This is a genomic window from Morganella sp. B601, assembly GCF_051172335.1.
Classification (GTDB): Bacteria; Pseudomonadota; Gammaproteobacteria; order Enterobacterales; family Enterobacteriaceae; genus Morganella; species Morganella morganii.
Genome location: NZ_JBPIZE010000001.1, coordinates 652,648 through 676,882 on the forward strand (window position 1 = coordinate 652,648; position 24,235 = coordinate 676,882).

Consider the following 24,235-nt stretch of genomic DNA (forward strand, 5'->3'; position numbering starts at 1 on the left):
GCCTTTTTTCATATACGCCGCCACAGAATCCTGAACAAACAAACGTAATCAGCGCAGAGATACTGTGCGCGGCACCCTATTATCTAACCAGCCCCAAGCTAAGGGGGAGGTATGCGTAAAATGCCCTATAAAGACCCCGGAAACTACAACTGGCTTGTGGGAATGCTCATTAGCATCATGACTCTTCTCGGCACTGCCGCAAGCTGCGCCTACAAGGTGCTTAACGGAGAAAAAATAAGCTGGGGATTTTTCTTTCTTCAGGTGATTGTCTCCATCTTTGCCGGTGCGATGGTGTATCTGGCCTCCAGTTATTACCAGTGGGTGCCGGAGCTGGCAGGCGGCATTGCCGGTCTTGCTGGCTGGTCTGGCGCTGAACTGATTAAAACCCTTGAGAAGCGACTTTTACGGAAGGTGAGTGATGACTAAACCGGCACGCGGCGAACGCAACAATAACCCAGGTAATATCGATTACAACCCAGCGAATAAATGGCAGGGACAGTTGCCACATGACCCGAAAATTGAATCACGGTTCTGTCGTTTCCAGTCTCCTGAATATGGCATCCGGGCAATCTATAAATTGCTTCAGACATACCAGACGAAATACGGACTGAACTCAGTTAAAGCCATTATCAACAAATATGCACCGCCGAATGAAAACAACACGGATGGCTATATCAACCGCGCTGCTGCGGATATCGGTATCGGCATTAATGATCACCTGAACACCAAAGACAAAAAGACCGGCATTGCGCTGGCTACTGCGATTGTCGGCGTTGAGTTGGGGTATCAGCCATATTCACCGGACGTGTTTGAACGCGCGTGGGGGCTGCTGTGAAACTCAGTGAGTGGGCGGTGGTTGCTGCAGTGGTCATTATTAGCTGGCAGGCAATCCGGATTGATAAGCTGAGAGGTGAACGCAATTCACTGACCAGTCAGCTATCTGAACAAGTCGCCATCAACAAAGACTACAAATCCCGCATTCAGTCACTTCACGAACTGGACACCATGTACACGCAGGAGTTAACCAATGCCAAAACTGAAATTGATAACCTGCGTGATGCTGTTAAGTCTGGCACTAAGCGCGTGTACATCAAAGCCGAGTGTCCAAAGGCCGGAACCTATACCACCGAAAGCGGAAGCAATGAAGCCGCCCCACGACTTAGTGAAGCAACTGAACAGGATTATTGGCGTCTCAGAGAAATGATGGCTGAGAACGAAAAGCAGACCCTGTATTTGCAGGACTACATAAAGACTCAGTGCTTAAAATAAGGAATCCATATGTGGATATTAATTTTTGCAATGTACGCCTCTCCATTTTCTGATAATGACTTCGCGTCAGTAAGAACACAAGAATTTGAAAGTGAGGCGACATGCAAGGCAGCAAAGAAAGTTGTTGAGCGTGAATTTAACACAGCAAGGTCAATCAACAGCACCGCTGCATGCGTAAAAAAATAAAACGGGCAATACGGGAGATTGAAGCGGAGAGAGTGAAGTAATGGCGATATTCAACCGGCTGACAAAAGAACAGATAAAACAGGATTACGACCACTACGGTTTATTTATGGGGGTTGTGCCAATTTATGTTGGTGACCATAAGGGCGAGTGTCGTGTCGCTGTGCGTAACTGGTGGCCTGACTGGCTGCTTGATTTGGCGGATGCCATACATAGCCTGACCCCATATGACTATTGGGCGATAAAGCTCACTGGTCAGATTAAATAACAGCGCCTCGCTAAATAGCGGGGCTTTTTAATGGATTCATCGCAAATAAGTGAGGTGGTCCATATCTGGCTGGCGGGTAAGCCGCAAGTGACCCAGCAACGTAGGTAACGTGGCGAAGGTTGCGCATCTCTCACATTTCACCCTGTGCACCACATGCACACATCTTTAAACACCAAGCCAATATTTAGGAATGAGTCCTGAGGCGATCAGTTATAGCTGATGTCGCTTTGGTGGGCTGATCTCCTATGTGGCAGGATTCATTACTAAGTAAGGTAGACATCATGCAATATCCAAAAGTTATTGTTAACGGCGTGGCCGTTCGTGTTGATAGCGAAGGGCGTTACAGCCTGAATGATTTACATGCGGCGGCGGTTCTCAAAGGCGAGGCCAGCGAGTCACAAAGGCCGGGTAAGTTTATCCGGAGTGCCGGAGTTAAGCGCTTTGTTTCTGCTCTCGATGCCAGAGGACAAAAAAGTCCTCTGAAAGGAAATCAATCACTTAAGGTAGTTAACGGTGGTAATGAGCAAGGCGTATGGGCTGCTGAATTATTGGCGATACGCTATGCAGCATGGATTAAGCCTGAGTTTGAAATCAGTGTGTATGAGACATTCCGCGAAGCGACACTTAACGGGCTGTCGAACATGACCATGCTTAACCGCCTTGACCTGCTGATTGCTACTGAAAAGCAGGAGATTAGCCACTGCGCCCGCAGAATGAATAGCTGGGGCGTTGGCGGACGGAAGAAGTCGCTAACAGATACCCGAGCAAATATCATTGCGCAGATGGACCCGGATATGGTTTCGCTGATGGAGGCGCGCCAATGAATTTACATTGTTGGTATAAGCCTCACCTCAGGCGAGAATCCGGGGTGTGGGTGGCGCGGATGATACGGATGAAAAGCGACAAGTTTTCCTCCTACCGATTCCTGTGGGTCGGATGTGGCGTTACACCACGCGAGGCTATCAGGGAATTACGCTATCGCTACGACAACAGAGCTCAAAATTGAGCCTTGCTTGATTATCAACGGAATAGACCGCCCAGCGGTCTTTTTTATTACTACCGAGCCGCCGATCTCCTCTGCCACATTAGCCACGACCTGTGCCACTCCTCACGGCGAGCGTGTGGACATCCAGAATAATCGGTAACACCGGGATAAAGACACCCTCATATGCGGCGACACCTGCCGTGGTGGAAGAAATGGTGATACCTCACAAATACAAGGAATCGACATGGGACAACAATCTAAACAGGTTGGTTGCCCTAGCAAGCTGACTGATGAGCTAATCGCTAAGGCAAAAGAATACCTGTACGGCGGTTATGAATCACTCGGCGACGTAGTTCCTAGTGTCGCTGGTTTAGCGTGTTACTTAGCTATCGCCAGGTCAACAACGTATGAGTATGCAAAACAAGATAGTGACCTCGGGCGGGAGTTTTCGGACATCGTAGAGGGGATTTTATCTTTACAGGAAAATAAGCTGATAAATGGCGGATTGAAAGGTGATTTCAACCCCTCAATTACAAAGATAATGCTTACCAAGCACGGCTATTCCGAGAAGCAGGAAATAGATCACCGATCACCTGACGGGTCTATGACGCAAAAACCAACAGTGATTAGATTGGTGGGAGTATCACCTGATGGATCAGACAGTTGATTTACCAATTCCCGCCAAGTTAGTTCCGGTATTCGCAAAGGAAGGCGTTCGGTATCGTGGCTCGCATGGCGGGCGCGGTAGTGCAAAGACCAGGACGTTTGCAATGATGAGCGCGGTCAAAGCGTATCAGGCGGCAGAGCAGGGTATCAGCGGTGTTATTCTTTGCGGCCGTGAGTTTATGAACTCACTCGAAGAATCATCAATGGAGGAAGTAAAACAGGCTATACGGTCTGTGCCATGGCTGAATGCTTACTTCGATATCGGTGAGAAGTATATCCGCACCAAATGCAGGAAAGTCAGCTACGTCTTTTGCGGGCTGCGGCACAATCTCGACAGTATTAAGTCAAAGGCAAGAATTCTGTTGGCGTGGGTCGATGAGGCGGAGTCTGTATCAGATTTAGCATGGAAAAAATTAAGGCCAACTGTCCGCGAGTCTGGTTCTGAAATATGGGTGACATGGAACCCGGAAAAAGACGGAAGCGCCACTGACAAGCGATTCAGAAAAAAGCCTCCCAAAAATTCAATTATCGTTGAAATGAACTATAGCGATAATCCATGGTTTCCTGATGTTCTGGAAGAAGAAAGGCTTTATGACCTAGATAGCCTGGAATATGCAGATTACGCATGGATATGGGAAGGCGCTTACCTCGAAAACTCAGATAAACAGGTACTGGCGAACAAATACGTTGTTCAATCGTTTCCTGATGACCTTTGGAAGAAGGCCGACAGGCTGCTGTTCGGCGCTGACTTCGGCTTTGCGAAAGACCCGAACACGCTGTTGCGACAGTTCATTCTGGATAATTGCCTGTACATCGAATATGAGGCATACGGCATCGGTGTAGAGCTTGACCACATGCCAGCGTTTTACGACAAGATACCGGAGGTGAGGAAGTGGCCTATCAAAGCCGACTCAGCGCGTCCGGAAACAATCAGCTATCTCCGCCGTCAGGGATTCAACATCTCCGCTGCCAAAAAGTGGCAGGGTAGCGTAGAGGATGGAATCACATTCCTGCGCGGATTTAAGCAAATCATCATTCACCCCCGCTGCAAAGAGACAGCAAAAGAAGCCCGTCTTTACTCGTACAAAACAGACCGCATTACCGGTGAGGTTCTGCCGGTAATTGCTGATGCTCATAACCATTGCTGGGATGCGTCACGGTACGGGCTGGACGGGTATATCAAAGGACGGACAACAGTCTGGGACATCATGTAATGACTAAGAAAACGTTAATCGGTCGTCTCAATGATGGCCTGAGCAGCCTGATGACATCTCTCGGCGAGAAAATCGGCGCTGTGAAGTACAGTAATAAACGGGACAGAGTTCCTGACAGTGAGCTTGAGGCGCTTTATGAAGGGTCGTGGGTGGTGGCGAAGTACATCAACAAAACTGCCGACGACATGCTGAAATTGCCGCGCGAGTTCTCCGGGAATATTGACGAGGCGCTGAAGCAGCAGATCCGTGATATGGAGACAGAGCTTAACCTCGGTCAGGTGTTCCGCGACGCGCTCACATGGGCCTCTCTGCTGGGTGATGCAATGGTTGTTGCGGTTACTGACTGTTCCGATGAGCAGATAGTCTCTCCGCTGGATTTAAAGTCCGAGGACATCATTAAGTTCATCGTACTGAAGAAAGGGGAGTACACGCCGGATTCGCATGTTATCGCTGATATTGCTTCCCCACACTTTGGCGAGCCGCTTACGTATCAGATCGATATCGGGACGAAACAGCTTAAGTTTCACCACTCCCGGTGTCACCGGATAAAGCTTGGCAAGCACAGCATCAAAGACCGGAAGAAGTACGGCACATCAGACCTGCAAGCCCCGTATGTTGCAATAAAGACATTCGATACAGCGATAGTCAGTACCGGAGACACCATCCAGGAGGCAAACGTCGATGTGATGTTCCTCTCAGGAATGAACGCACAGATCGATGCCGGGATGGAAAATCAGGTGCTTCAGTATGCAGCCGTGATGAAGAAAACAAAGTCATCAACCGGACTGATGTTAATCGACGCGGGAACCGCAGAAGCGCCGACACGGTATGAGCAAAAGACGGCACAATTTACCGGGCTGTCAGACGTGATAACAAAAATGGCAAACGTCCTTGCCGGGGCGCTGGACAGGCCGATCACTGTTCTGTTCGGGCAGTCAGCCAGCGGATTTAACTCAGGCGAAGAGGACAACAAAGCCTATTACGAAACTATCAACGGCTTGCAGGAATCCCGGCTGCGCCCGATGCAGGACTTCGTAGACCAGTTCATTCTCGACAAGCTCCCAGTCAGTGACGAACTAAAATACACGTATCCGTCAATTGACAGTATCAACGAGGCTGAGCTGGCAACGCGATTTACGGCGTACTCGACCGGATTTGCATCGATGCTGCAGAACAGCGTGATTGACGAGGAAACGGTACTGAAAGAAATGGTGGCGCGTGGCCTGCTTGTCACTGTTACAGACGCGGACATCAAGCGGATCGTCGAATCATCAGGATATGGTGACTATGGAACTTCAACAGCTTTTGGAGCGCAAACAGGGGCGGCTCAAACCGCGCCGACGACGAATGCGGCCAATCAGGCAGAGCAAGCGTTCCGAGGTCTGGTATCGTGACCGGCTGTATTCGGTTATCGATAATATCGCAGACCTGATAATTACAGAGTTAGAAAGCCCCGTACTGAATGACGCACCAAATACACCACCCATCAGCATCACCGCCAAATTATCCAGAGCCATACAGAAGGTTGCCAGTATGTCTTTCGCGGATATCGCGAGCCGCCTTTCGTTTGGTCTGGTAAATCGTGCGAACCAGCAGAATAAAGAGCAGACGCAGCGCACATACAACGAAGCGTTCGGCATTGATCTGACCGGCATGCTCGGGGATGAGGCTATACGTTCCGACCTGGACAAAGCGGTAAAAGATAACGTCGATTTAATCGAGTCTATAAAGAACGATTTCATCAACGATATCGGCGCTGAGGTATTCGGTAATCTGAAGAACGGCGGCAGGCATGAAAATATCGTCGCATCCATTCGTGAGCGCGGGAAGGTATCGAAAAGCCGTGCGAAATTTATCGCCCGTGACCAGACCGCAAAACTCAACGCAGCGCTGACAGAATCACGCAGTCGTGCGCTCGGTCTTGATCTGTACGAATGGGGAGGTGCTGGCGATGAGCGGGAGCGCGATAGTCATTTCCCGCTTAACGGAAAACTCTGCAAATATTCCGACGACTCCGTTTACTCGGACGATGGCGGCAAAACGTGGAAGAAACGCAAATCAATCGGGGCATACGAAGGCCATCCGGGGACTGACTATCAGTGCCGGTGTGTCGCGCTGCCCTATGTCTCATGGGATTAATTAATGGCATGGAAAAAAACACCGCAGGGGTACGCTGTTACTACTGCGACGATAACCCGTGCCGGGTCGATTGAGTACTACGGCCACGAAATCGGGTTAACCGGCAGCGATGCCAACAAAAAAATATCCATTCTCCGCACACTCGAAGAACTCTCCAGACCGGAAACGCTTAAATCCTTTGAAGGGCTCCCGCTAACCCTGACGCACCCGGACAGCGGTGCCGTCACCGCCGGTGATCACAAAGAGAAAGCGATAGGCCACATCCAGAATGTCAGGGTTGAAGGCGACAAAGTCATCTGTGACGTCTACATCACGGATGCGGCAGCTATTGCAACGCTGGAAAAAACCGACGTCCGTGAAGTGTCTGTCGGCTATGAACCGGCTGAAATCGAAGAGCGTGACGGGAAGTTATATCACATCAATATTCGCGGCAATCATGTCGCCGTGGTAACAGAAGGGCGCTACGGCGCTGAGGTTCGTTTAAACGACAGAAAAGGTAAAACAATGTTTAAAACATTAACAGACGCCCTTGCATTTCTGCGGGGCAAAAAACTGAAAGACAGTGAGGGCGCTGCGCTCACTGCTGATGAGATTGTCGGGATGATTGCGGCGCTGGAAAAAGCACTGGCTGATCTGGATGGCAACGCATCAGAGGAAGCGCTGGCGAAATCGCAGGAATTAATCGCACAGCTGGCAGAGCTGAAAACGCAACTGGAAAGCATGAAGGCTGTGCAAACAGATGCGGACCCGGGTAATCCGGACGGTGCTGCGGGCGATGACCTGGCCGCGCTGAAGGAGCAAAACGCGCAGTTACAGGCAAAGGTGTCTGAGCTCGAAACTGAAAATTCCTCACTGAAGGAAGAAATCGAAAAGCTGAAAGGGGAAAAATCCACCGAGGCGACGATGACAGATGCCAAAGCCCGGTTCCCGAAAGTGAACCTGAAAGATGCGAAGTCTGAGCGTGATATTCATGCGGCTGTTCTCGTTCAGCGGAAAGTATTTACTGATGCTGCAGTCAAAGGCATGAGTGATGAAGCGTTACGCTCCGCCTATATCGCCGTGCAGGTGGCAACAAAACCGAGAAGCGAGATCGGGCAGCATTTGCTGAGTGATTCCGCTCCTGGTGAGCCACATAATTACACCAAACAGTTCGGGGGCAAATAATGGAAACCGGTAAAAATATCTATCTCGGCAAGCGCTGGTTTGCGGGTCAGGTGGCCCGTGCGGGTGAGTCAGGCATTGTTGCGCCATCATACATTAACGTCGGCGACACTCCGATCAAAGGCGGGTACTTCGTTGCGATGGGTGACGTTGCTCAGGGGTGCAGAAATGTCAGTTCTGCTGCAGATAAAATCCTCGGTGTCGCAATGGTTATCGGCATTAACCATGAATTCAAACCGGGTCGTAATTTGTCACTGATGACGTTACCGCACGGATCTGAAATCGTGGTTCAAATGGCTGAAACAAGTGAGCTCGCTATTGGCAGCGCAGTCACTGTGGTGGCCACAGGCAAAGATGCCGGTACCGTAAGTCACAACGGTGAAATTAAAACCAATTTTTATGTGACTGATGTCAACGGCAGTCTGGCAAAAATCATGCGTAACGAAGTGGCACCGGCATCCGCTGGCACAGGGGAGTAATTAATGGATAATTTAGATATTCAGGAAGTCATTGAGCAAACGGCCATCGACTTCGATAAAAGCTTTGAAAAGCAGGAATACCCTGATATTCAGCTTGGTAAATTCATGACCATCACCAATAAAGGTAATGTTCAGACGACTGATGTTGCGTACGGGCAGGAGACAGGGACTCAGGATCTGGATAACGGTGTCATTGACGAAAGCACGACATCGCTTGAAACAGAAGATGTGAACATTGAAGCCAAAAAAATGAATTACATCGACTGGGCGAAAGCGGTTGTGTACACCAAACTCGGTGTTGAGCGTGCAAAAAAACTCGGCATCCAGCTGGACACCACAAAGCTGGAGAATCTGCGCGGGGTGTGTCTGAGAACTATCCAGAAAACGGCACTTATCGGGCATGCCCGGCGCCGGGATGTTACCGGTATGCTGAATAATGGCGCGGTCAACATCGAAGATATGTCCAAACAAAAGGCCATCGGGGAGATGACCGGTGCGGAAGCGCGCGCATGGTTTATTAACCTTATTAAGCTGGGGTACAAGGCCAGTGACGAAATCATCATGCCGGATACCATCGCTATCGATAACATGGATCTGCTGACCTTGTCAGGACTGTACGATTCGTCCATCACCAACGGTGCGACCAATATCAATGCCCTGCAGGCCATCAAACAATCTCTGAACGAATTTGCCGGTCAGAATATTGAGATTGTCGGCGTTCCGATGGGGTTTGCTCAGGGTGTTGCCAAACAGGGTGTCAACCGTGCTGTTGTTTATACCAACAACGAATCCACGATTTACACTGACTGGGCGCGGGCTCCGGCAACGGGTGATGTTTTCCAGCGTTCCAGCATGAGCTTTGAGGTTCCGGTTGAAGCGCAGTTCACCGGGGCGATCATTCGTAAACTGGATCGCTTCCTGTACGTGGATTACAAAGCTTAACTTCCCGGGGGTAGCATGGAATTCACTAAACGTTACCCCGAATTTACCGGAGTAGACCCCGACAGAGTAAAAACAGCCCTTGAGGATGCGGAGAATCAGATGTCCCGCAAAGTCTGGGGTAAATTATTTGAACAGGGTCATCATGCACTCGCCGCTCATCTTCTGTACGTTTCCGGCGCATTAACCAAAAAAGGCAGCACCAACGGCGCACCTGTTCAGGCAGCAACGAGCAAAACCGCCGGCGGGATATCTGTTGGTTACTCTGCGCCTGATTCGGGATTTGCGGCGAACCACAACGGTTATGCCTCCAGTACCTACGGGCAGGACTATCTCCGGCTCCGTAAACTGGTCGGCGTTCACTTTCTGGCGGTGCCATGATCAGAAACTCCGGTAACTTCAAAGGCGCGGGCCTCAAAGCATTAGAGGCCCGTATCCGTGAAATGGGTAAGAAAAAAGTGGTGGTCGGTGTGCCGGCAGCAACGAATGATGTTCGTGATGACGGGTTGAGTAATGCCACTATAGCCGCAGCGCATGAATTTGGTGTGCCGGGCCATATTCCTGAGCGTTCGTTTCTGCGGTCGACGCTGGGTGAGAATAAGGGCAGGGCGACAGGATTGCTTATTCGTGAACTTAAAGCTGATATCTCACAGGGGGATTTTTCAGGCAGGGCTTTTGCCATTGTCGGTGAAAAGCTGTCAGGCGAGGTAAAGCGCAAAATTCAGTCCGGCATCAATCCTGAACTTGATCCGAAAACGGTAGCGCGGAAAGGGTCATCAAAACCGCTTATCGATACCGGAAACCTGCTTCAGTCTATAACCTACGAGGTGCGCGATAAATGATGGATAACTTTGCTGAAGATATCTTCTCCGATCCGTTCTTCGCGCAGGAGCGTGAGTTTGAATCTGAATCCGGAGTTAAGCGAACGCTGACCTGTATTGTTCAGCCAGCCAGCACCACCGACCTGAAAATCCTGCCGGAGGGTGACCGCTATAACCCGACAGTCCGCGTGATGACGCAGGAGCCGATTGCGCCGAAGGAGCTATTTCACTGGAATAACCACCGCTGGCGCATCATCGACAAATCACCGTGGAATGACTATGGCTATTACGACACTCTCGCGACTCGATATGAAGGCAGTCAGACGGGTGATAGCGAAGGTTTCCCAATTACCTGAAGACAAGGTGATTGACGGCAATGGCGAGACGGATGTATCGACGTGGAAGTATTTTATCTCAGTGAATCAGCTTACATCTGACCCCATCGGGACGGAAATTAAGTTCGACGGCCTGAATGAAAAAGAAATCATCACAACCACGCGGGAAACCATTATCTCAGTCAATGCCTTCGGAAATAACGCTTACCTGCTGCTGGAGAACTTTTCAACCGCACTATCAACCCATTTTGCACAGCAACTGTTTAAAGGCACAGGCGCTGGTATCGTCCGTAAATCTCAAATCCGCAACCTTCCGACAGCCATTGCCGGAGGCAAGGAACAACGGGCGCAAATCGATTTAACTCTCTCTCACATTCACCGGATGGAAGCCCCGCTAAACCGTGGCGAAACCGTGGATATTACTGTCGAGGACGATTAGTAATGAGTTTACAAATTAAAGAGGTGGTCAACGCTCAGATCCTCCCGCAGTCGGCAGCGGCACAGCGGAAAGATTTGAGCATGGTCGCTATTTTCACATCCGATATCGGAGAGCCGTTTCAGGACGCACTCACGCGCTATGTATTCGTGTCTGATGCTGATGATGTGGCAAACCTGTTCGGAACCGGGTCAAAGGCGCATAAAGCGTCTCAGGCGTTATTTTCGGCACGTCCGAAGTTGAAGCGAGCCATGATTGCGCGATTCGCAGAAAAGGCGCAGGAGATTCCGGCCACAGCGAACGCACTGAAAGGATCAACACTCTCTGCCGGTATCAACGCATTCAAGGCCATCACTGACGGCGCAATGACGCTGAATATCGGCGGCACTGAAACAACGTTGTCCGGTCTGGATTTCAGCAAAGCCATCGACTTCACTGATATTGCTGCGGTGATTGAGGCGAAACTGCCGGAAGATGCCAATTTACAGGCTATCTGGGACGAGGTAGGTCATCGTTTCATTATCCGGGCGGCAACTGCAGGCGCTTATCCTGCAACACGTATCGGTTACGCCACTGAACCGGCAACCGGTACTTATGTCGGCGGCATGCTGAAACTGGAAGACGGTCAGGCAACTATCGTCACCGGGAAAGCGGCGGAAACAGTACCGGCGGAATCACCGTCTGAAGCACTGCATAAATTACAGAATATCTATCAGGACTGGTACGGCGTGTACTTCGCTGACCTGCTGACGGATGAACAACTCGATGATGCGCACACCTGGGTCGCAGCGGCTGATATGAAAGTGATGGCCTACACTGCCATCCGTGATGAACAGATCGAGTGGAGCAACGACAACATCCTGAAAAAGCTGTACGACAAAAACAGCGGTCGCCTGATGGTGCAGTTCAACAAAACCGGTGATGACTACGCAGCAGCTGAATTGCTGGCTATCGCGGTATCAACACAGTGGAGTGGTCAGAACACGGCGAAAACGGTGAAGTTCAAACAGCAGACTTCTGTCCGCTCTGATGACCGGATTACACAAACCGAAGCGCAGAAGTGCCGCCGCCTCGGTATCAATTTCTACACCGACTATGACGGCATCAATATGCTGGCCGAAGGCACCATGCTCGGCAAGACGTTTATCGATGAGGTGATGGGGCTGGATGCGTTTATCGATGCATGCCAGAAACAGGCATTCACCACGCTTCAGGCTAACCCGACCAAAGTTCCGCAGACCGACAAAAGGCAGGCAATGCTCATCGGCGACCTGAATATCATCGGGCGCGAATTTGTGCGTAATGGCTTTATGGCCGGTGGCATCTGGCGCGGGAATGATATCGGTGAAGTCACCTACGGCGACCGGCTGGAAGAGGGCTTTTACTTCTACTCAGACAGCTTCGACACGCAGTCACAGGCAGAGCGCGAAGCCCGTAAGATGATGCCGATCATGTGCGCCATCAAACTGGCCGGTGCCGGTCACTCTGTTGACCTGATTGTTCAATTTAACCGTTAAGGGGTAATCAATGGCGGTATACAGACATGACCGCAGTATTCTCATGCTTAACGGCTACGAGATTACTGCGTTCGATGAATCCAGTGATTCACTATCCATTGCTCCGGTCGGTGATGACGGCGCAATGACAGTTGGTGCTGCGGGACGCGCTGTGTTTGTGTTCACCGGTAACGAATCCGGCACGCTGACAATAAAACTGCTGCAGCATTCTGCGGATAACGAGTTTTTATCCGGACTCCGCAACCACATTCTGAATAGTCAGTCAGCGCCAACGCCGGTGGAGATGTATTTCAAAGACACCTGGAACGGTGACGAAATTATCGGGGAGCGCGGTTTTTTCACCACACCACCAACACAGGCGCGCGGCACAGGGCATAACGCCCAGACATGGACGCTTCAGTTTGAGCGGGTAGTAACCAAATTGGCAAAAGGGGCATTTAACTGATGGAAATTGACGGCATCACCTACGAACACCGTGACGCGAACTTTATCGCAACTAAAAACATGGGCACCAAACTGACGCAGATTCTGCGCGGTAACCTGACGCTGGAAGGCAAAGATGTACGCATCGATATCGGCGGCGCACTGGCGAATATCGGTACTCCTGAGTTTGCGGATGTCGAAAAGTTTGTTCTGAAGTTTGTGACAGTGACTGATGAATCCGGCGCGGTTGTACATATCGAAAACCCGGACGTACTCAACACGCACTTCAAAGCACACAAATCGCATTATTTCCAGTTGGTCATCGACGGCCTGAAGTTCCACTTTGCCGGTTTTTTGCCCGCTGGCCTCGCATCCAAAGTAAATACGCTGGACTTGGACAATCTGAATCTGGTGTAGACGGCGATACTGACTGGTTAAAAATGCTCCCCATCATGGAGGGCAAATACACCGGTCATGACCTGAGAACCACAGCAACGCTCGACGATGTGCTTGATTTTCATGAGGCATATGTCGAGCGTTTATTATCCCAGCAGAGGGCAGAGGATGGAAATAGAGGAACTTCTGGTCGCCATCGGTATTGATACCTCACAGGCGGCAAAGATACAGGAGGTCGTCGTTGCCCTCGGTGCTGCTGCGGTTACGATGGCAAACGAGGCCAACAAAATAAACGGTGACTTGGACACCATTGGCGAAAGTGCGGCGCAGGGGGCGGAGGAGGCTGGTAAAAAGGCCGAAGAAGCCGGGCGCAGTATGAGCAAACTGAAGATGATCGCCGTCGGGGTCGGCGCGGTTATCGGCTTTGTCTCCGGTAAGGTGCTGGGCTTTCTCGACAGCGCGATTGCCGGGGCGCAGAACCTGTCAAAAGAGAAAGGGCTGTTGTTCGATATCTCGAAGCAGGAGCTACAGCAGGCTGACGAGTATCAGGAGGCCATGAAGAAGACAGGGCTGTCGATTGAGTCGATTAAAACGAAGATAGCCCTGAATCTGGTACCGCAACTGACTGCTATCACGCAGAAGTTTAACGACTGGCTCGGTGCCAACAAAGAACTGATAGCCGCAGGGCTGACGAAAGTCATCCAGTGGGCGGGGAGATTTTTCAGAGTAATAATTAATACCGGAAGGGCAATATGGAAGGTTATTGACAGCACGATAGGCTGGAGAGGTGCCCTTATCCTGCTTGCGGCCGCATTTGCGATACTGAATCGGTCGATGCTCATGAGCCCAATAACATGGGTTATAGCTGCCATTGTCGGGCTGATGCTTGTCATCGACGATTTGATGGGTTACCTGGACGGCAAAGAATCGCAGTTCGGTGAATTCTGGGGTGCGTGTATCGGCTGGATTAAGGATGTCATTGCCTGGTGGAATGAGTTCTACACAAACAATAAAGAGATAATTGATGGCATAACCGGCGCTTTTGTGACAATGGTTGACAGTATTATCTCAGTATTTTCTGGCCTGTTCAGTTACTTTAAAAATGTGCTGAAACTCATCCTTGGAATATTTACCGGCGACACTGATCTGATGTCAGAAGCATGGTCAGGGATGGCCGAGGATGCAATGAAAGTTTTTGATGGGCTAATTCAGTTCTTCTCTGGCTTTTTTGATCTTCTTGGTTCTTTGTGGGCGGGTCTGTTAAAAACAGTCTCAAAGGTGTGGTCATCTATCATGCGCGTAATCAGGCGTGTGTTTGACTGGATTAAAAACGGCGTTAAAACTGCTGTTAATGCGGTTAAAACCACCTTCCTCGCTGTCGTTGATTTTATCGCCGCACCATTCCGTAACGGCTGGAACTTGGTTAAAAAGCTGTTCGATATCTGGGGTAATGATTCTTCATCGTTCACAGACAAAATCAAAGAGACCTTTGAAGCTGTCGTGAAATTTGTCTCTGAACCGTTTGAAAAGGCATTTAAGGCCATTGAAAAGGCATTTGATGCGGTAATGAACTGGATCAGGAATGGTCTGGATGAAATCGAAAACTCAGAGCTGATGAAGAAAATCAGGGAAAATCCGGAGCTGTCGATGACCGGCGGGATCAGGAGAATGGATTTCGGTATGCCACCTCCTAAATCCGTTGTTAACGGAGGAAACCAGAACTCAGCAACTTACAATGTGGATGTGAAGCAGACTATTAATACCAATGATGCAGTGAAAGCCGCCGGATTGGCAGTTGATGGATTAACCAAGGAGCTACAAAAGACGGCTCGCAACACAGAAACAACATTTGCGAGTGGTATATAGGAAAAGCCCCGCGAGGGGCTTTATCCCAAAATCTTTTTCTTCTGTGTTTCGTACTCGTCGTCAGTTAAAGCGCCGGACGATCTCAGTTTTGCCAGTTTTTCAAGTTGCGATATCGGGTCTGCTGCATGGATCACCTGAGCAGGAGGCGCATTTTCCTGCCGTATTGATTTTAACTCAGCCGACGATTTCGGGGCGGAAAGGTTTGAATTTTGGCAAATCGGGCAGCGTTTGCTATAAAACGGAAGCACAAGAAGCCAAATGAAGCCGGTAAAAATAACAGCAATAAGGCTACCTATACCAATTTTTCTTTTGGCATCAACGTTTTTTTCACAGACAGAACAATATTTCATTGTCATTTACACGATCTCACTCATAAATTTTACTTACTTTATAAAATGACAAGCGCAATTGAAAGCAAAACGTTTACCATGCACCAAAGACTGCGAGCTGATCAAGCAGTACAAAGAGGATTGATGAAGCCCCGGAAGGGACTATCGTCTAGTACATTCGGTTAAAGTCATCGTCGTTTCTGTCGAGAAAACAGTCTGTGCGCTCAAATTGGTTTTTTATCCGGTTGCATTTTCTGGATACATTAGCGCTCTTATCATGCATGGCTCTGACTTCTGCCTTTTCTGCTGGAGTTAATTCCCAATAATTTTTCCCCTGGCATCCTGTGAGAAGTAATGGCGTCAGTAGCAATAAAGTGTATTTCATGTTTTTTCTTTGGTTAAAGTATTCGGGGGGCGGATTTTAATCTAAAAAAAGAAATTTACATAATGAATAAGTAAGGCCTCCCGTGGCCTGTAGATTGCGCGTTCATCGGGGGAAGCCCCGGAAGGGGCTTTCCGGTGCTGAGTTGTGCGGTGTGGGCGGCAGGGTAAAATAGTGGGTATGCCGAAGAATGATAGTTGTTGTGACATATTGATAATCCGTGACACGTAAACTAATATTCATTACGAAAGATCTTGACTTTGATTTTTAAGGCATCATTTACGTAGACAAGATTTAGCTATCTGCTATCATAGGTGTACAGTAAATACTGTATATTTATACATTAAAATAAGGAGGCAAAAATGGCATACTCAGCCGTAGCTGTTGCAAACGCCTTCATTCAGAGGGCGCTGAATGGGGATATCCCCGAGTTAACCCCGATGAAATTGCAGAAACTTATGTTTTATGCTCAGTCATGGTCGCTCAAAATTTATGATGCGCCAATTTTTGATGATTTCTTTGCAAAGTGGCGATATGGGCCAGTAATCCCGTCCCTCTATCACAAGGTGAAAATGTATGGTGCCAACAATATCACTAGCATGATAGTTGATTTTAAAGTAGAAAGCGGAAATCTGTTTTCTATTCAGCCAACTGTGCCAGATTCAGACGTGAAAATTAACGCTCTTGTGGACAAGATAGTAGAGGTTTATGGGGAGTTGCGAGGAACTCAACTATCCTTCCTTACCCATCAGCCAGGAACCGCTTGGTACAGAACAGAGAAAGATAGTTCTGTTATCACAAATGAACTATTAAAAGAATGTATAGAGTAATCGGAAAGTGCAGCAACCACCGAGTAGCCCACTAAGCAATATCAACCTACCTGGGGATGTTAAAAGCATCCCTGATAGCTCTTCTGATACGGATGGGCCATCAATAGATCAGGAGCCAAACAATCTAATCCTTATGCAGGAAGTTGAGGATAGAAAGGCTGACCGTGAATTGCGAGAACGGTTTGGTGATAAGGCATATAACGTTGTCAGGAAAACATTATATGGCTGGGCTGTTGTTTTGGCTGCAACTGCTTTTTGTAAATTCTTCTTTGATAAAGATATATTTAGTGAAAATGTGCTTATTGCAATCACATCAGCAGTGACGCTGAACACATTTGCAGCTTTCCTTGGTGTCATAAGGGGCTTATTCCCGTCCAATAGGAAAGGGAGTTACTCAGAAAGCGAAAAGTAACGTCACCTTGTAAGTCTGCTAATTATTTTATCTATCGCGTTTATCTTCACATCATTACTTAATCTTTTAATTTTGGCATTCTTCAGATCATCCCATAGCTCTAAGATTATAGTTGATTCTTTTACCGTTAGCTCGCACAGGGCATCAGGAAGTAACTTCTTGTATTTGTATGCTTTATAGTTATCTGATAAAGAAAACTCTGTGTAATTGCATTCATGGCTAATGACGCTTGACTCAATGTCCATTCTTTCTTTTATCAGGTATCTAACTAACTCCTTTTTTGGTGATGAGTTTACCAAAAACCGGTATACCTTAGACGAGAACCTGATTGCTAGGTAAGCAAGGATAAGCAAACCAACGGCCTTTAAAGCATGTGGCCAGTAAGGGCGCATCTTTTCAAGAAACTCAATAATTTCACTCACTGAATAACTATCCGTATCAATTTATATTAATTATCGTTGATTATATATTTGATGCCTGTGTTTTGCACTATCTGCACACTAAGACCCGCCTAGGCGGGTTTTTTGTTGACTGCTGAACCATCGAACCACCTTTGATTTAACAGCACTTTTCCCGTAATAACCTCACAAACTGATCCCCGCTTAACTGCGGGTTTCGTCGTTGGAGCCAATATGGATTTACTCAGCGGATTTAACACATCCAGACGCGCTACGGTTGTCACCCGGTCTATCGGTGAGTTTGAGCTGGACGCGGTGACGGTCGAGGGGCATGAGTCCAATATGCGGCTCACTGAAAACCCTGTCGAGTCCGGCGCAGACATTGCCGACCACGCGATACTGGAACCGAAAGAAATCACCGTAACCGGCGTCATGGTCGGTTACGAGCCGCCGCAGTACTTCAAAAACATGCTCGGAAATGACCTGGCTTTTATGGACGAGTACCCGATGCCGATGGAAATACGCGCCAGCACACGGCAGGCAGAGGCCATGTATAACCAGATAGTCGGACAGACGCAGGATATCAAAGAGCAGGTCGGTAAAGTGCTGGCTCCGTGGTACCCGGAAGCTGCGGGCATGGCTAACGACTCGTCACCGTCACTGGACAGGGTAGGCAAGGCTTATGAGGACTTACTCAGTATCCAGAAGAAGGGTGAGCCGATAACCGTTCAGACCGGCATTAAGCAGTACGAAAACATGATGATTGTGAGTATCAGCACCACGCAGCAATATGACGGCTCTGCGGAGTTCTCACTGACACTGCGGGAGATATTTATTGTCGAGTCACAGAAAGCACAGGGTATACACCCGGACGTAAAAGCATCGTCACCCACGAAGAAAAACATGGGTAAGACGCAGCCGAAGAAGGTTGAAAACGGGAAAACGGTATTACGTGAAATGGTTGGAGGCAAATAATTATGCAAGAGATCCCCGTATCAACCGAAGAGATTCAGGAACAGTCGTTTGAAATGTCCGGCCTGAATGTACGGTTGACGCTGTACTTCAACCGCATTACTCAGGGCTGGCAGTTCGACCTGTACGACACCAACGAAAACCGGTTCATCACGCAGATGCAGGGGCTGGCTGTTAACGCTCCGGCACTGCTGGAGAAAAACATCCCGTTTCTGCTGATTCTGTCTGACGGATCCGGAACCGGTATTAACTCCATGCGTCGCGGCGAACTCGGTAAGCGATTAACGCTGTATGCAGTGGATAAGGAGGAGTGGCGTGAAGCAATTCGGGCGATTAATTAATCTCCGTATCGGTAACGAAAAAGAATCCATCGAAATAACCAATCTCCGCATCGCCTTCAGTGTTGAAAAAACATTAACCAGTGAACCAAACCCAGCAGTCATTCGTGTCTGGAACCTGAACGGGTCTAACCGCAATCTTATCACCAGTAAGATCTATAACCGCCTGTCGCTGTCTGTGGCGTACAAGGGAGATGAGCTGCGGATGATTTACAAGGGCGACATCACGGATGTAGTGACACTGCGTGACGGGACGGACTTCATCACCGAAATGACCTGCGGTGACGGGCACTCGGCATACACAAAAGCGAAAGTGAATAAAACGCTGAAAGCCGGTTCGACAGATAAAGACATCATGAACGAAGCCGCAAAATCAATGGGCACTGAAAAAGGCGTGGTATCACTGCCAAAAGACAGAGCTTTGCCCCGCGGAAAAGTCATCACCGGCAACGCCCGTGATGTGATGCATAAAGTCGGCCGTAATAATAATGCGGACTGGTCAATACAGGATGGTCAGGTAACAGTTCTGCCAAAAGACAAAGTGGTGTCGGATAACGAAGGGTTCGTGGTGTCGCAGACAACCGGCATGATTAACAGCCCGGAGAAAACGGATAACGGCTTACAGATAACCATGCTGTGCAATGCCGCGTTGCGGATCGGCGGTCTGGTTCGTGTTGAGTCCATCATGCCGGAGTACAACGGCGATTACAAAATTACAGAACTGGAACACACCGGCGATTTTATGGGTGATGACTGGTATACGAAAATAACCTGTGTCGGCGGAAAATATCAGAAGGTGGAAAATGGCAAATCCAAGTCTGCTTGATGTATTGTCGCAGCATGCGTCAAATGAGAGGAATGACATTCACACGGCATTACCGGCTAAAGTGGTGTCATGTGACGGGCACAGTGCAACTGTGCAGCTGATGATTACTCAGGTTATGAGGGGAGGTGAAACGCTGGCGCTTCCGCCACTGGTTGATGTGCCGGTCGGGTTTTATCGCGGTGGCGGGTTCTGCGTAACGGTCCCGGTAAAAGCCGGTGATGAGGGGCTGGTGATATTTGCGGAGCGCTGCATAGACGGCTGGTATGTGTCAGGCCAGCAATCAGCACCGCTTGATACACGGTTTCACGATTACTCAGATGCGTTCTTTTTACCGCAGGGCAGCAGTAAACCAAACCGCATACCTGATTACTCCGCTGACTCTCTCTCAATGCAGACCGATGACGGATCCACGTTCATCCGCATAAAGCCGGGCAAAATCATCATGCAGGGTGACATTGAGCACACCGGCAACCGGACGCAACAGGGGAACTCACTGGTGAACGGCAACCACTCGGTTAAAGGCAATAGCGAATCTTCCGGCGGTACCATCAAACACAACGGTAAAGATATCGGCGATACACACACGCACAGCGGCGTTGAAACCGGCAGCGGGAATACAGGGAAACCAAACTGATGAGAATGCGACGATTAGACGAAAATCACGACTGGACATTCGGTAGCGGCCGCAGCGACTACGCCACGGAATCAGAGGCCATATCTCAGTCAGTTAAGACACGATTGCTGTCACTGCGCGGCGACTGGTTCCTGAATCGTGATCACGGTGTGAAATGGTTCGATTACCTGAAAAAGAACCCGAACTTGGTGAATATGGAATCCGAGTTAAAGAAAACCGTACTGAATACAGACGGAGTGACCGAAATCACCGGTTTCAATATCTCACTTGATCCGGACACGCGGAAAATCACTGTCAGCGTTGATTACATTGATATTTACGGCAACAAAATGGGAGTGAACACCAATGCTCCAGATAACTGAAACCGGTATTGTTATCGACCGGCTGGCAGATGTGCATCAGCGGCTTTCTGACGGGTTTAAACGTATCTATGGTGACGACATTAACCTTGATGCTGATAGCCCTGACGGACAGATGATAGGGCTGTTCTCGCAGGAGATAGATAACATCAACCAGGCAATCGCAATGATTGTGCAGATGCTTGATCCGTATAAGGCGATTGGCTCCTGGCTTGAACAGCGGTCAATGTATGCCGGGGTTGTTCGCCGCGGCGCTGATTACAGTTATATCGACGAGGCCATTTTCACCGGAACGCCGAATATCACAGTGCCAAAAGATTCCGTACTGGTTGATGATAACCGCAACAAATGGGTGACGCTGTCAGAAATTAAACTCGATATGAACGGGTCAGCACGAACAGGCATGCGCAGTGCAGAACTTGGTGTATTCTCTCTGCCGCCAGGCAAAGAACTGAAAATGGAAACGGTCACCATCGGTGTTGATAAAATCATCACTACAAAAGCGGCCAAAGAGGGGGCATTTGAGGAAACTGACAACAATATGTTGCTGCGGTTTATGCGGTCACACTCCATTAATAACCATGATGACCGTGAGGGGCTGAAAGCGGCGCTGCTTGATGTGCCGGATGTTAAGCAGGCTAAAGTGTATGAAAACTTTACCGGACGGACGGATGAAAAAGGCGTCCCTGATCATTCACTGAATGCGGTTGTAATCGGTGGCAATGATGATGACATTGGCCTTGTTATTCTGAAAAAGAAAATCGGCGGCTGCGGTGTCTTCGGTGCCATTGAAAACACGCAAATGTATGAAGATGTGCTGCGTACGGTCAGGTTCGACCGCGCAGAAATGGTAAATGTGAAAGTTGAGTTGTTGCTTGAGCGTACCGGCGGATTTCATGATATCGATACAGACGGTATTAAATCCGCATTGGCGGCGACACGGTTTGAGATCGGTGATTCAGTCTATGCAATGCGTCTTACCTGTCAGGTCAACTCAGTGCAGGGCTTCTACATCAAAACCATCAGAGTTAACGGGGCTGACACGGTGCCAATCGGATTCCGGCAGTGCGCACAAATCAGGCCGGAAGATGTGGAGGTGCTGATTGAATAAACAACGGGAAGATTTCCTGATATGGCAGTACAGAGGAAAACCCAAAGCCCGGCAGACCGTCGGGCTTTTGCTTTCTGAAACAAAGCGGGTGTTTGAATCGGCAATCAAATTATCAGTGATTCTGGATATTGAACAGTCAACCGGTTATGGGCTGGATTTAGTCGGAAAACATGTTGGCATCAGCCGGATCATGAAATCGTTCATCCCGAAGGAGTATTTCGGCTGGCCTGGTGTCGAGGGTGCGAAAGGTTTCGGGGCCGGGAAATTTTACCGGTACGGCGACGCACTGACAGAATCGTCACGTCTTGGTGACGAGGATTACCGGTTTTTCATCAAAGCCAAAATCATCAAAAACTACCAGTCGCCTGATGTGGCGAGCATCACCTATTCAGTCAGAAACCTGCTCGGCGATGCGTCATATATCATCGATAACAATGACATGACGATGAACATTGTCGTTCCTGACACGCAGTTAACCCCGTTCCGGATATACGCGATCAGACAACTGGATATCCTCGTGCGTCCCGTCGGGGTGAATTACCGGTATCTGGTTATCACGAGTGAACGGACGTTCGGCTGGCACGGCGTAAAAGGTGCATACGGATTTAACAAAGGAAAATTTGCGAGGCTACTTAATGTCAGTAATGAATAAACCGGATTACAAAATCTTTGCACAGGATGCAAAGTCAGGGGAGTACGTTGCATTCCCGGATATTTTACGCGGCTGGGGCATCACCTTGGATCAGTACAACGGTTTTCCACCAATGGAGCTATTTAACTCCGCAGCAAAGCGCATTGACGAATGGCTCATGTACCTTACCCAGCGTGGATTACCGGAGTGGGATGCCGCAGTCGATTACCCGAAAGATGCCATGATCCAGCATACCGGCGTTTATTACGTATCGCTGAAAGTGACTAAAGGTGAGCAACCGAATAACTCACAGGCATCGTGGAAGAAATTAACGGAATTTCTCGGGGTTGATGGCAAACTCGCCAAAGACCAGAACGGCGCAGATATCCAGGATAAACAGAAGTTTATCGAAAACCTTGGTTTAGGAGAGTTGCACAGTCATTTTATAGTGACAGACAAAGAATCACGGATGTTGTCACCAAACAAAGAAATTTTGGTGTTGGCTAATGACAATAAAACCTCTGGCGTATGGGATGATAAATTACAAAGAATACTGTGGGCGTTTGACGGCACAGGAAAACTGACAAACGGCACTGTTCCGGTCAGCCTGGTATCTGGCGCGGGTACAGCAGCAACAAGAAACGTTGGTGTTGGTGATGGTCAGGTGCCGGATATGAGTTATTTCCCTATATCCGGGAAAGGTTCAGACAGCGTTGTGACATCACTACCTAATGGATTAATACTCCAGTGTTTCTCGCGACTTGTTAATAACAGTCAGTCGATTGGCCAGTCAACCGATAATGACATTACGTTTCCGGCAGCTTTCCCGACGAGGGTTCTTGGGGTATTTATCAGCAAAGCATCATATCCGCAGATAGCGGTAAGTGCTGAGAACCAGTCACTGACAGGGTTTAACGCAAAAGCCACTCCGTTAATTGGTGTTGGTACACAGGCTTCAGTAATTAACATCTATGTATTGGGGTATTGATATGAATTTATTTGGATTCAGCGCGGAAAAACTGCAATTTTTTATACTGAAAAAACAGGATGGTTACGAGGCGAGTGGCATCTGGCCTGATGACATAAAGCAGGTTAGTGATGATGTTATGGAAACATTTTCCGGAACACCGCCGTCAGGGATGAGATTAGGAGCGGATAAAAAAGGAAATCCGGCCTGGGTTGATATTCCGCCGCTGAGCTACGCTGAATTAGTGGAGCAGGCCGAAACGAAAAAGCGATATCTGATATCGGAGGTTGAATCAGAAACGGCTATGCTCAGGACAAAACACGCCCTCGGTCGCATTAAGCCGGATGAAAAGGCGCTGTTAAACGCCTGGCTGGATTATCTGGATGAACTGGAGGCTGTGGACGTATCCACCGCCCCGGATATAACCTGGCCGGTCAAGCCTTAGCTTTCCTTTTCATACTCGAACCCGCGCGGAAACCTTTTCCCGATCTCCCTGTAGTGCTCCAGTCTCTCTCTGAAGTACGGGCGTAAGTGCTCGGGCTGCTGGTTTTCTGTTTCGTACAGATCATACGGCAGTCCGAGTCTTTCTTTGTACGCGATACCGGATGCGGCTAAATCGGCATTAATTTTGTCTTTTTCGTCTTTTGGCAGGTTGGCGATATTGTGCATGTTGGTTTCGGAGTGGTGGGTGATGATGGGAGTATAGCAGGGGGATGGGATATTGGGACGAGTTTGGGACGCGGAACATTTTGCATGCTTGCGTATCGGCAGGTAACTTTATGCATCTTGGTACGTGAGAGCGAGAAAAGATGCGGTGTAACGTGTTGTATTTTAATAAATCTTCGGTTTCGTAATGAAAAGGTCACCAGTTCGAATCCGGTATCCGGCACCATTACTTATCAAAGAGTTAGTGATTATACCCGAAGCCCCGCTGAAACAGCGGGGCTTT

The 24,235-nt window shown here is 48.9% G+C and carries 35 protein-coding genes; 32 read left to right on the forward strand and 3 right to left on the reverse strand.

The window, feature by feature from the left end:
- The first annotated feature begins 111 nt into the window (after positions 1-111).
- The 21 genes from ACSBQN_RS03065 to ACSBQN_RS03165 all read left to right on the forward strand — a co-directional run bounded on the left by ACSBQN_RS03065 (position 112) and on the right by ACSBQN_RS03165 (position 15,097).
- On the forward strand, positions 112-426 hold the full coding sequence (locus ACSBQN_RS03065; protein WP_311133472.1) for a phage holin family protein: 315 nt from the start codon (positions 112-114) through the stop codon (positions 424-426).
- Positions 419-835, forward strand: coding sequence for a structural protein (locus ACSBQN_RS03070; RefSeq protein WP_434991561.1), 417 nt, complete (start codon positions 419-421; stop codon positions 833-835). The genes ACSBQN_RS03065 and ACSBQN_RS03070 overlap by 8 nt, the downstream gene beginning before the upstream one ends.
- Positions 836-864: 29 nt before the next feature.
- Positions 865-1,269 carry a lysis protein gene (locus ACSBQN_RS03075; protein ID WP_434991618.1) on the forward strand — a complete coding sequence of 135 codons (405 nt, stop codon included), beginning with the start codon at positions 865-867 and terminating at the stop codon, positions 1,267-1,269.
- Positions 1,270-1,278: 9 nt separating this feature from the next.
- A complete protein-coding gene (locus ACSBQN_RS03080) occupies positions 1,279-1,455 on the forward strand; it encodes a hypothetical protein (RefSeq protein ID WP_274371824.1) in 177 nt (58 codons plus the stop codon).
- 40 nt (positions 1,456-1,495) lie between these two features.
- A complete protein-coding gene (locus tag ACSBQN_RS03085; protein ID WP_096875355.1) occupies positions 1,496-1,720 on the forward strand; it encodes a hypothetical protein in 225 nt (74 codons plus the stop codon).
- A gap of 281 nt (positions 1,721-2,001) precedes the next feature.
- A complete protein-coding gene (locus ACSBQN_RS03090; RefSeq protein WP_434991562.1) occupies positions 2,002-2,544 on the forward strand; it encodes a KilA-N domain-containing protein in 543 nt (180 codons plus the stop codon).
- Between the two features lie 405 nt (positions 2,545-2,949).
- Positions 2,950-3,372: a DNA-packaging protein gene (locus ACSBQN_RS03095; protein ID WP_434991563.1), complete on the forward strand. Its 423-nt coding sequence runs from the start codon at positions 2,950-2,952 to the stop codon at positions 3,370-3,372.
- Positions 3,356-4,585, forward strand: coding sequence for a PBSX family phage terminase large subunit (locus ACSBQN_RS03100; protein ID WP_434991564.1), 1,230 nt, complete (start codon positions 3,356-3,358; stop codon positions 4,583-4,585). The genes ACSBQN_RS03095 and ACSBQN_RS03100 overlap by 17 nt, the downstream gene beginning before the upstream one ends.
- The gene (locus tag ACSBQN_RS03105) at positions 4,585-5,979 is read left to right on the forward strand and encodes a phage portal protein (RefSeq protein ID WP_434991566.1); all 1,395 of its coding nucleotides are present in this window, start codon (positions 4,585-4,587) and stop codon (positions 5,977-5,979) included. Before ACSBQN_RS03100 ends, ACSBQN_RS03105 begins: the two co-directional genes overlap by 1 nt.
- The gene (locus ACSBQN_RS03110) at positions 5,933-6,724 is read left to right on the forward strand and encodes a phage head morphogenesis protein (RefSeq protein WP_434991568.1); all 792 of its coding nucleotides are present in this window, start codon (positions 5,933-5,935) and stop codon (positions 6,722-6,724) included. The genes ACSBQN_RS03105 and ACSBQN_RS03110 overlap by 47 nt, the downstream gene beginning before the upstream one ends.
- Positions 6,725-6,727: 3 nt before the next feature.
- The gene (locus tag ACSBQN_RS03115; RefSeq protein ID WP_434991570.1) at positions 6,728-7,888 is read left to right on the forward strand and encodes a DUF2213 domain-containing protein; all 1,161 of its coding nucleotides are present in this window, start codon (positions 6,728-6,730) and stop codon (positions 7,886-7,888) included.
- Positions 7,888-8,364 carry a phage cement protein gene (locus ACSBQN_RS03120; RefSeq protein WP_434991572.1) on the forward strand — a complete coding sequence of 159 codons (477 nt, stop codon included), beginning with the start codon at positions 7,888-7,890 and terminating at the stop codon, positions 8,362-8,364. The genes ACSBQN_RS03115 and ACSBQN_RS03120 overlap by 1 nt, the downstream gene beginning before the upstream one ends.
- Before the next feature lie 3 nt (positions 8,365-8,367).
- A complete protein-coding gene (locus ACSBQN_RS03125; protein ID WP_434991573.1) occupies positions 8,368-9,306 on the forward strand; it encodes a major capsid family protein in 939 nt (312 codons plus the stop codon).
- Between the two features lie 15 nt (positions 9,307-9,321).
- The gene (locus ACSBQN_RS03130; protein WP_427111030.1) at positions 9,322-9,684 is read left to right on the forward strand and encodes a DUF4054 domain-containing protein; all 363 of its coding nucleotides are present in this window, start codon (positions 9,322-9,324) and stop codon (positions 9,682-9,684) included.
- Entirely contained in the window at positions 9,681-10,145 is a 465-nt protein-coding gene (locus ACSBQN_RS03135; protein ID WP_427111031.1) for a hypothetical protein, read from the forward strand. The genes ACSBQN_RS03130 and ACSBQN_RS03135 overlap by 4 nt, the downstream gene beginning before the upstream one ends.
- Entirely contained in the window at positions 10,142-10,480 is a 339-nt protein-coding gene (locus ACSBQN_RS03140) for a hypothetical protein (protein WP_434991575.1), read from the forward strand. Before ACSBQN_RS03135 ends, ACSBQN_RS03140 begins: the two co-directional genes overlap by 4 nt.
- Positions 10,404-10,898: a phage neck terminator protein gene (locus tag ACSBQN_RS03145; protein WP_242671757.1), complete on the forward strand. Its 495-nt coding sequence runs from the start codon at positions 10,404-10,406 to the stop codon at positions 10,896-10,898. Before ACSBQN_RS03140 ends, ACSBQN_RS03145 begins: the two co-directional genes overlap by 77 nt.
- A 2-nt stretch (positions 10,899-10,900) precedes the next feature.
- On the forward strand, positions 10,901-12,412 hold the full coding sequence (locus tag ACSBQN_RS03150) for a DUF3383 domain-containing protein (RefSeq protein WP_434991577.1): 1,512 nt from the start codon (positions 10,901-10,903) through the stop codon (positions 12,410-12,412).
- A 10-nt stretch (positions 12,413-12,422) separates the two neighbouring features.
- Positions 12,423-12,857, forward strand: coding sequence for a phage protein (locus ACSBQN_RS03155; protein ID WP_434991578.1), 435 nt, complete (start codon positions 12,423-12,425; stop codon positions 12,855-12,857).
- Positions 12,857-13,252 carry a phage tail assembly chaperone gene (locus ACSBQN_RS03160; protein ID WP_434991579.1) on the forward strand — a complete coding sequence of 132 codons (396 nt, stop codon included), beginning with the start codon at positions 12,857-12,859 and terminating at the stop codon, positions 13,250-13,252. The genes ACSBQN_RS03155 and ACSBQN_RS03160 overlap by 1 nt, the downstream gene beginning before the upstream one ends.
- A gap of 147 nt (positions 13,253-13,399) precedes the next feature.
- The gene (locus tag ACSBQN_RS03165; RefSeq protein WP_434991580.1) at positions 13,400-15,097 is read left to right on the forward strand and encodes a phage tail protein; all 1,698 of its coding nucleotides are present in this window, start codon (positions 13,400-13,402) and stop codon (positions 15,095-15,097) included.
- A gap of 20 nt (positions 15,098-15,117) precedes the next feature.
- Here ACSBQN_RS03165 and ACSBQN_RS03170 read toward each other — a convergent pair whose 3' ends face one another.
- Positions 15,118-15,453, reverse strand: a complete 336-nt coding sequence (locus ACSBQN_RS03170) for an SHOCT domain-containing protein (RefSeq protein ID WP_214168169.1) — start codon at positions 15,451-15,453, stop codon at positions 15,118-15,120.
- 717 nt (positions 15,454-16,170) lie between these two features.
- Here ACSBQN_RS03170 and ACSBQN_RS03175 point away from each other — a divergent pair.
- Both ACSBQN_RS03175 and ACSBQN_RS03180 read left to right on the forward strand, forming a co-directional pair.
- Positions 16,171-16,638, forward strand: a complete 468-nt coding sequence (locus ACSBQN_RS03175) for a Panacea domain-containing protein (protein ID WP_434991581.1) — start codon at positions 16,171-16,173, stop codon at positions 16,636-16,638.
- Positions 16,639-16,645: 7 nt separating this feature from the next.
- A complete protein-coding gene (locus tag ACSBQN_RS03180; protein WP_434991582.1) occupies positions 16,646-17,050 on the forward strand; it encodes a hypothetical protein in 405 nt (134 codons plus the stop codon).
- A 2-nt stretch (positions 17,051-17,052) separates the two neighbouring features.
- Here the strand turns inward: ACSBQN_RS03180 and ACSBQN_RS03185 are convergent, their stop codons facing one another.
- Positions 17,053-17,472, reverse strand: a complete 420-nt coding sequence (locus tag ACSBQN_RS03185; RefSeq protein ID WP_434991583.1) for a hypothetical protein — start codon at positions 17,470-17,472, stop codon at positions 17,053-17,055.
- 210 nt (positions 17,473-17,682) lie between these two features.
- Here ACSBQN_RS03185 and ACSBQN_RS03190 point away from each other — a divergent pair, with 210 nt between their 5' ends.
- Genes ACSBQN_RS03190 through ACSBQN_RS03230 form a run of 9 tightly spaced genes read left to right on the forward strand, consistent with a single transcriptional unit; the run spans position 17,683 to position 23,731 of the window.
- Positions 17,683-18,423 (forward strand): phage baseplate protein, encoded by a 741-nt coding sequence (locus tag ACSBQN_RS03190; protein WP_434991584.1) that lies wholly within the window; start codon positions 17,683-17,685, stop codon positions 18,421-18,423.
- A 2-nt stretch (positions 18,424-18,425) separates the two neighbouring features.
- A complete protein-coding gene (locus ACSBQN_RS03195; protein ID WP_250326661.1) occupies positions 18,426-18,761 on the forward strand; it encodes a phage baseplate plug family protein in 336 nt (111 codons plus the stop codon).
- Positions 18,736-19,584: a phage protein gene (locus ACSBQN_RS03200; protein ID WP_434991585.1), complete on the forward strand. Its 849-nt coding sequence runs from the start codon at positions 18,736-18,738 to the stop codon at positions 19,582-19,584. Before ACSBQN_RS03195 ends, ACSBQN_RS03200 begins: the two co-directional genes overlap by 26 nt.
- Positions 19,562-20,218, forward strand: coding sequence for a Gp138 family membrane-puncturing spike protein (locus tag ACSBQN_RS03205; RefSeq protein ID WP_434991586.1), 657 nt, complete (start codon positions 19,562-19,564; stop codon positions 20,216-20,218). Before ACSBQN_RS03200 ends, ACSBQN_RS03205 begins: the two co-directional genes overlap by 23 nt.
- A complete protein-coding gene (locus tag ACSBQN_RS03210; protein WP_434991587.1) occupies positions 20,218-20,580 on the forward strand; it encodes a hypothetical protein in 363 nt (120 codons plus the stop codon). The genes ACSBQN_RS03205 and ACSBQN_RS03210 overlap by 1 nt, the downstream gene beginning before the upstream one ends.
- Positions 20,564-21,688: a baseplate J/gp47 family protein gene (locus ACSBQN_RS03215; protein ID WP_434991588.1), complete on the forward strand. Its 1,125-nt coding sequence runs from the start codon at positions 20,564-20,566 to the stop codon at positions 21,686-21,688. The genes ACSBQN_RS03210 and ACSBQN_RS03215 overlap by 17 nt, the downstream gene beginning before the upstream one ends.
- Complete coding sequence (locus tag ACSBQN_RS03220; RefSeq protein WP_434991589.1) at positions 21,681-22,340, forward strand: DUF2612 domain-containing protein; 660 nt, start codon at positions 21,681-21,683, stop codon at positions 22,338-22,340. The genes ACSBQN_RS03215 and ACSBQN_RS03220 overlap by 8 nt, the downstream gene beginning before the upstream one ends.
- Positions 22,324-23,307, forward strand: coding sequence for a gp53-like domain-containing protein (locus ACSBQN_RS03225; protein ID WP_434991590.1), 984 nt, complete (start codon positions 22,324-22,326; stop codon positions 23,305-23,307). The genes ACSBQN_RS03220 and ACSBQN_RS03225 overlap by 17 nt, the downstream gene beginning before the upstream one ends.
- Complete coding sequence (locus ACSBQN_RS03230) at positions 23,291-23,731, forward strand: tail fiber assembly protein (protein ID WP_434991591.1); 441 nt, start codon at positions 23,291-23,293, stop codon at positions 23,729-23,731. The genes ACSBQN_RS03225 and ACSBQN_RS03230 overlap by 17 nt, the downstream gene beginning before the upstream one ends.
- Here ACSBQN_RS03230 and ACSBQN_RS03235 read toward each other — a convergent pair.
- Positions 23,728-23,955, reverse strand: coding sequence for a DNA polymerase III subunit theta (locus ACSBQN_RS03235; protein WP_434991592.1), 228 nt, complete (start codon positions 23,953-23,955; stop codon positions 23,728-23,730). The genes ACSBQN_RS03230 and ACSBQN_RS03235 overlap by 4 nt on opposite strands.
- Positions 23,956-24,235: the final 280 nt, after the last annotated feature.

Coding starts and splice junctions, on each gene's coding strand:
- ACSBQN_RS03065 (WP_311133472.1), top strand. CDS start 112: ATGCGTAAAATGCCCTATAAAGACCCCGGAAACTACAACTGGCTTGTG.
- ACSBQN_RS03070 (WP_434991561.1), top strand. CDS start 419: ATGACTAAACCGGCACGCGGCGAACGCAACAATAACCCAGGTAATATC.
- ACSBQN_RS03080 (WP_274371824.1), top strand. CDS start 1,279: ATGTGGATATTAATTTTTGCAATGTACGCCTCTCCATTTTCTGATAAT.
- ACSBQN_RS03085 (WP_096875355.1), top strand. CDS start 1,496: ATGGCGATATTCAACCGGCTGACAAAAGAACAGATAAAACAGGATTAC.
- ACSBQN_RS03090 (WP_434991562.1), top strand. CDS start 2,002: ATGCAATATCCAAAAGTTATTGTTAACGGCGTGGCCGTTCGTGTTGAT.
- ACSBQN_RS03095 (WP_434991563.1), top strand. CDS start 2,950: ATGGGACAACAATCTAAACAGGTTGGTTGCCCTAGCAAGCTGACTGAT.
- ACSBQN_RS03100 (WP_434991564.1), top strand. CDS start 3,356: ATGGATCAGACAGTTGATTTACCAATTCCCGCCAAGTTAGTTCCGGTA.
- ACSBQN_RS03105 (WP_434991566.1), top strand. CDS start 4,585: ATGACTAAGAAAACGTTAATCGGTCGTCTCAATGATGGCCTGAGCAGC.
- ACSBQN_RS03110 (WP_434991568.1), top strand. CDS start 5,933: ATGCGGCCAATCAGGCAGAGCAAGCGTTCCGAGGTCTGGTATCGTGAC.
- ACSBQN_RS03115 (WP_434991570.1), top strand. CDS start 6,728: ATGGCATGGAAAAAAACACCGCAGGGGTACGCTGTTACTACTGCGACG.
- ACSBQN_RS03120 (WP_434991572.1), top strand. CDS start 7,888: ATGGAAACCGGTAAAAATATCTATCTCGGCAAGCGCTGGTTTGCGGGT.
- ACSBQN_RS03125 (WP_434991573.1), top strand. CDS start 8,368: ATGGATAATTTAGATATTCAGGAAGTCATTGAGCAAACGGCCATCGAC.
- ACSBQN_RS03130 (WP_427111030.1), top strand. CDS start 9,322: ATGGAATTCACTAAACGTTACCCCGAATTTACCGGAGTAGACCCCGAC.
- ACSBQN_RS03135 (WP_427111031.1), top strand. CDS start 9,681: ATGATCAGAAACTCCGGTAACTTCAAAGGCGCGGGCCTCAAAGCATTA.
- ACSBQN_RS03140 (WP_434991575.1), top strand. CDS start 10,142: ATGATGGATAACTTTGCTGAAGATATCTTCTCCGATCCGTTCTTCGCG.
- ACSBQN_RS03145 (WP_242671757.1), top strand. CDS start 10,404: ATGGCTATTACGACACTCTCGCGACTCGATATGAAGGCAGTCAGACGG.
- ACSBQN_RS03150 (WP_434991577.1), top strand. CDS start 10,901: ATGAGTTTACAAATTAAAGAGGTGGTCAACGCTCAGATCCTCCCGCAG.
- ACSBQN_RS03155 (WP_434991578.1), top strand. CDS start 12,423: ATGGCGGTATACAGACATGACCGCAGTATTCTCATGCTTAACGGCTAC.
- ACSBQN_RS03160 (WP_434991579.1), top strand. CDS start 12,857: ATGGAAATTGACGGCATCACCTACGAACACCGTGACGCGAACTTTATC.
- ACSBQN_RS03165 (WP_434991580.1), top strand. CDS start 13,400: ATGGAAATAGAGGAACTTCTGGTCGCCATCGGTATTGATACCTCACAG.
- ACSBQN_RS03170 (WP_214168169.1), bottom strand. CDS start 15,453: ATGACAATGAAATATTGTTCTGTCTGTGAAAAAAACGTTGATGCCAAA.
- ACSBQN_RS03175 (WP_434991581.1), top strand. CDS start 16,171: ATGGCATACTCAGCCGTAGCTGTTGCAAACGCCTTCATTCAGAGGGCG.
- ACSBQN_RS03190 (WP_434991584.1), top strand. CDS start 17,683: ATGGATTTACTCAGCGGATTTAACACATCCAGACGCGCTACGGTTGTC.
- ACSBQN_RS03195 (WP_250326661.1), top strand. CDS start 18,426: ATGCAAGAGATCCCCGTATCAACCGAAGAGATTCAGGAACAGTCGTTT.
- ACSBQN_RS03205 (WP_434991586.1), top strand. CDS start 19,562: ATGGCAAATCCAAGTCTGCTTGATGTATTGTCGCAGCATGCGTCAAAT.
- ACSBQN_RS03210 (WP_434991587.1), top strand. CDS start 20,218: ATGAGAATGCGACGATTAGACGAAAATCACGACTGGACATTCGGTAGC.
- ACSBQN_RS03215 (WP_434991588.1), top strand. CDS start 20,564: ATGCTCCAGATAACTGAAACCGGTATTGTTATCGACCGGCTGGCAGAT.
- ACSBQN_RS03225 (WP_434991590.1), top strand. CDS start 22,324: ATGTCAGTAATGAATAAACCGGATTACAAAATCTTTGCACAGGATGCA.
- ACSBQN_RS03230 (WP_434991591.1), top strand. CDS start 23,291: ATGTATTGGGGTATTGATATGAATTTATTTGGATTCAGCGCGGAAAAA.
- ACSBQN_RS03235 (WP_434991592.1), bottom strand. CDS start 23,955: ATGCACAATATCGCCAACCTGCCAAAAGACGAAAAAGACAAAATTAAT.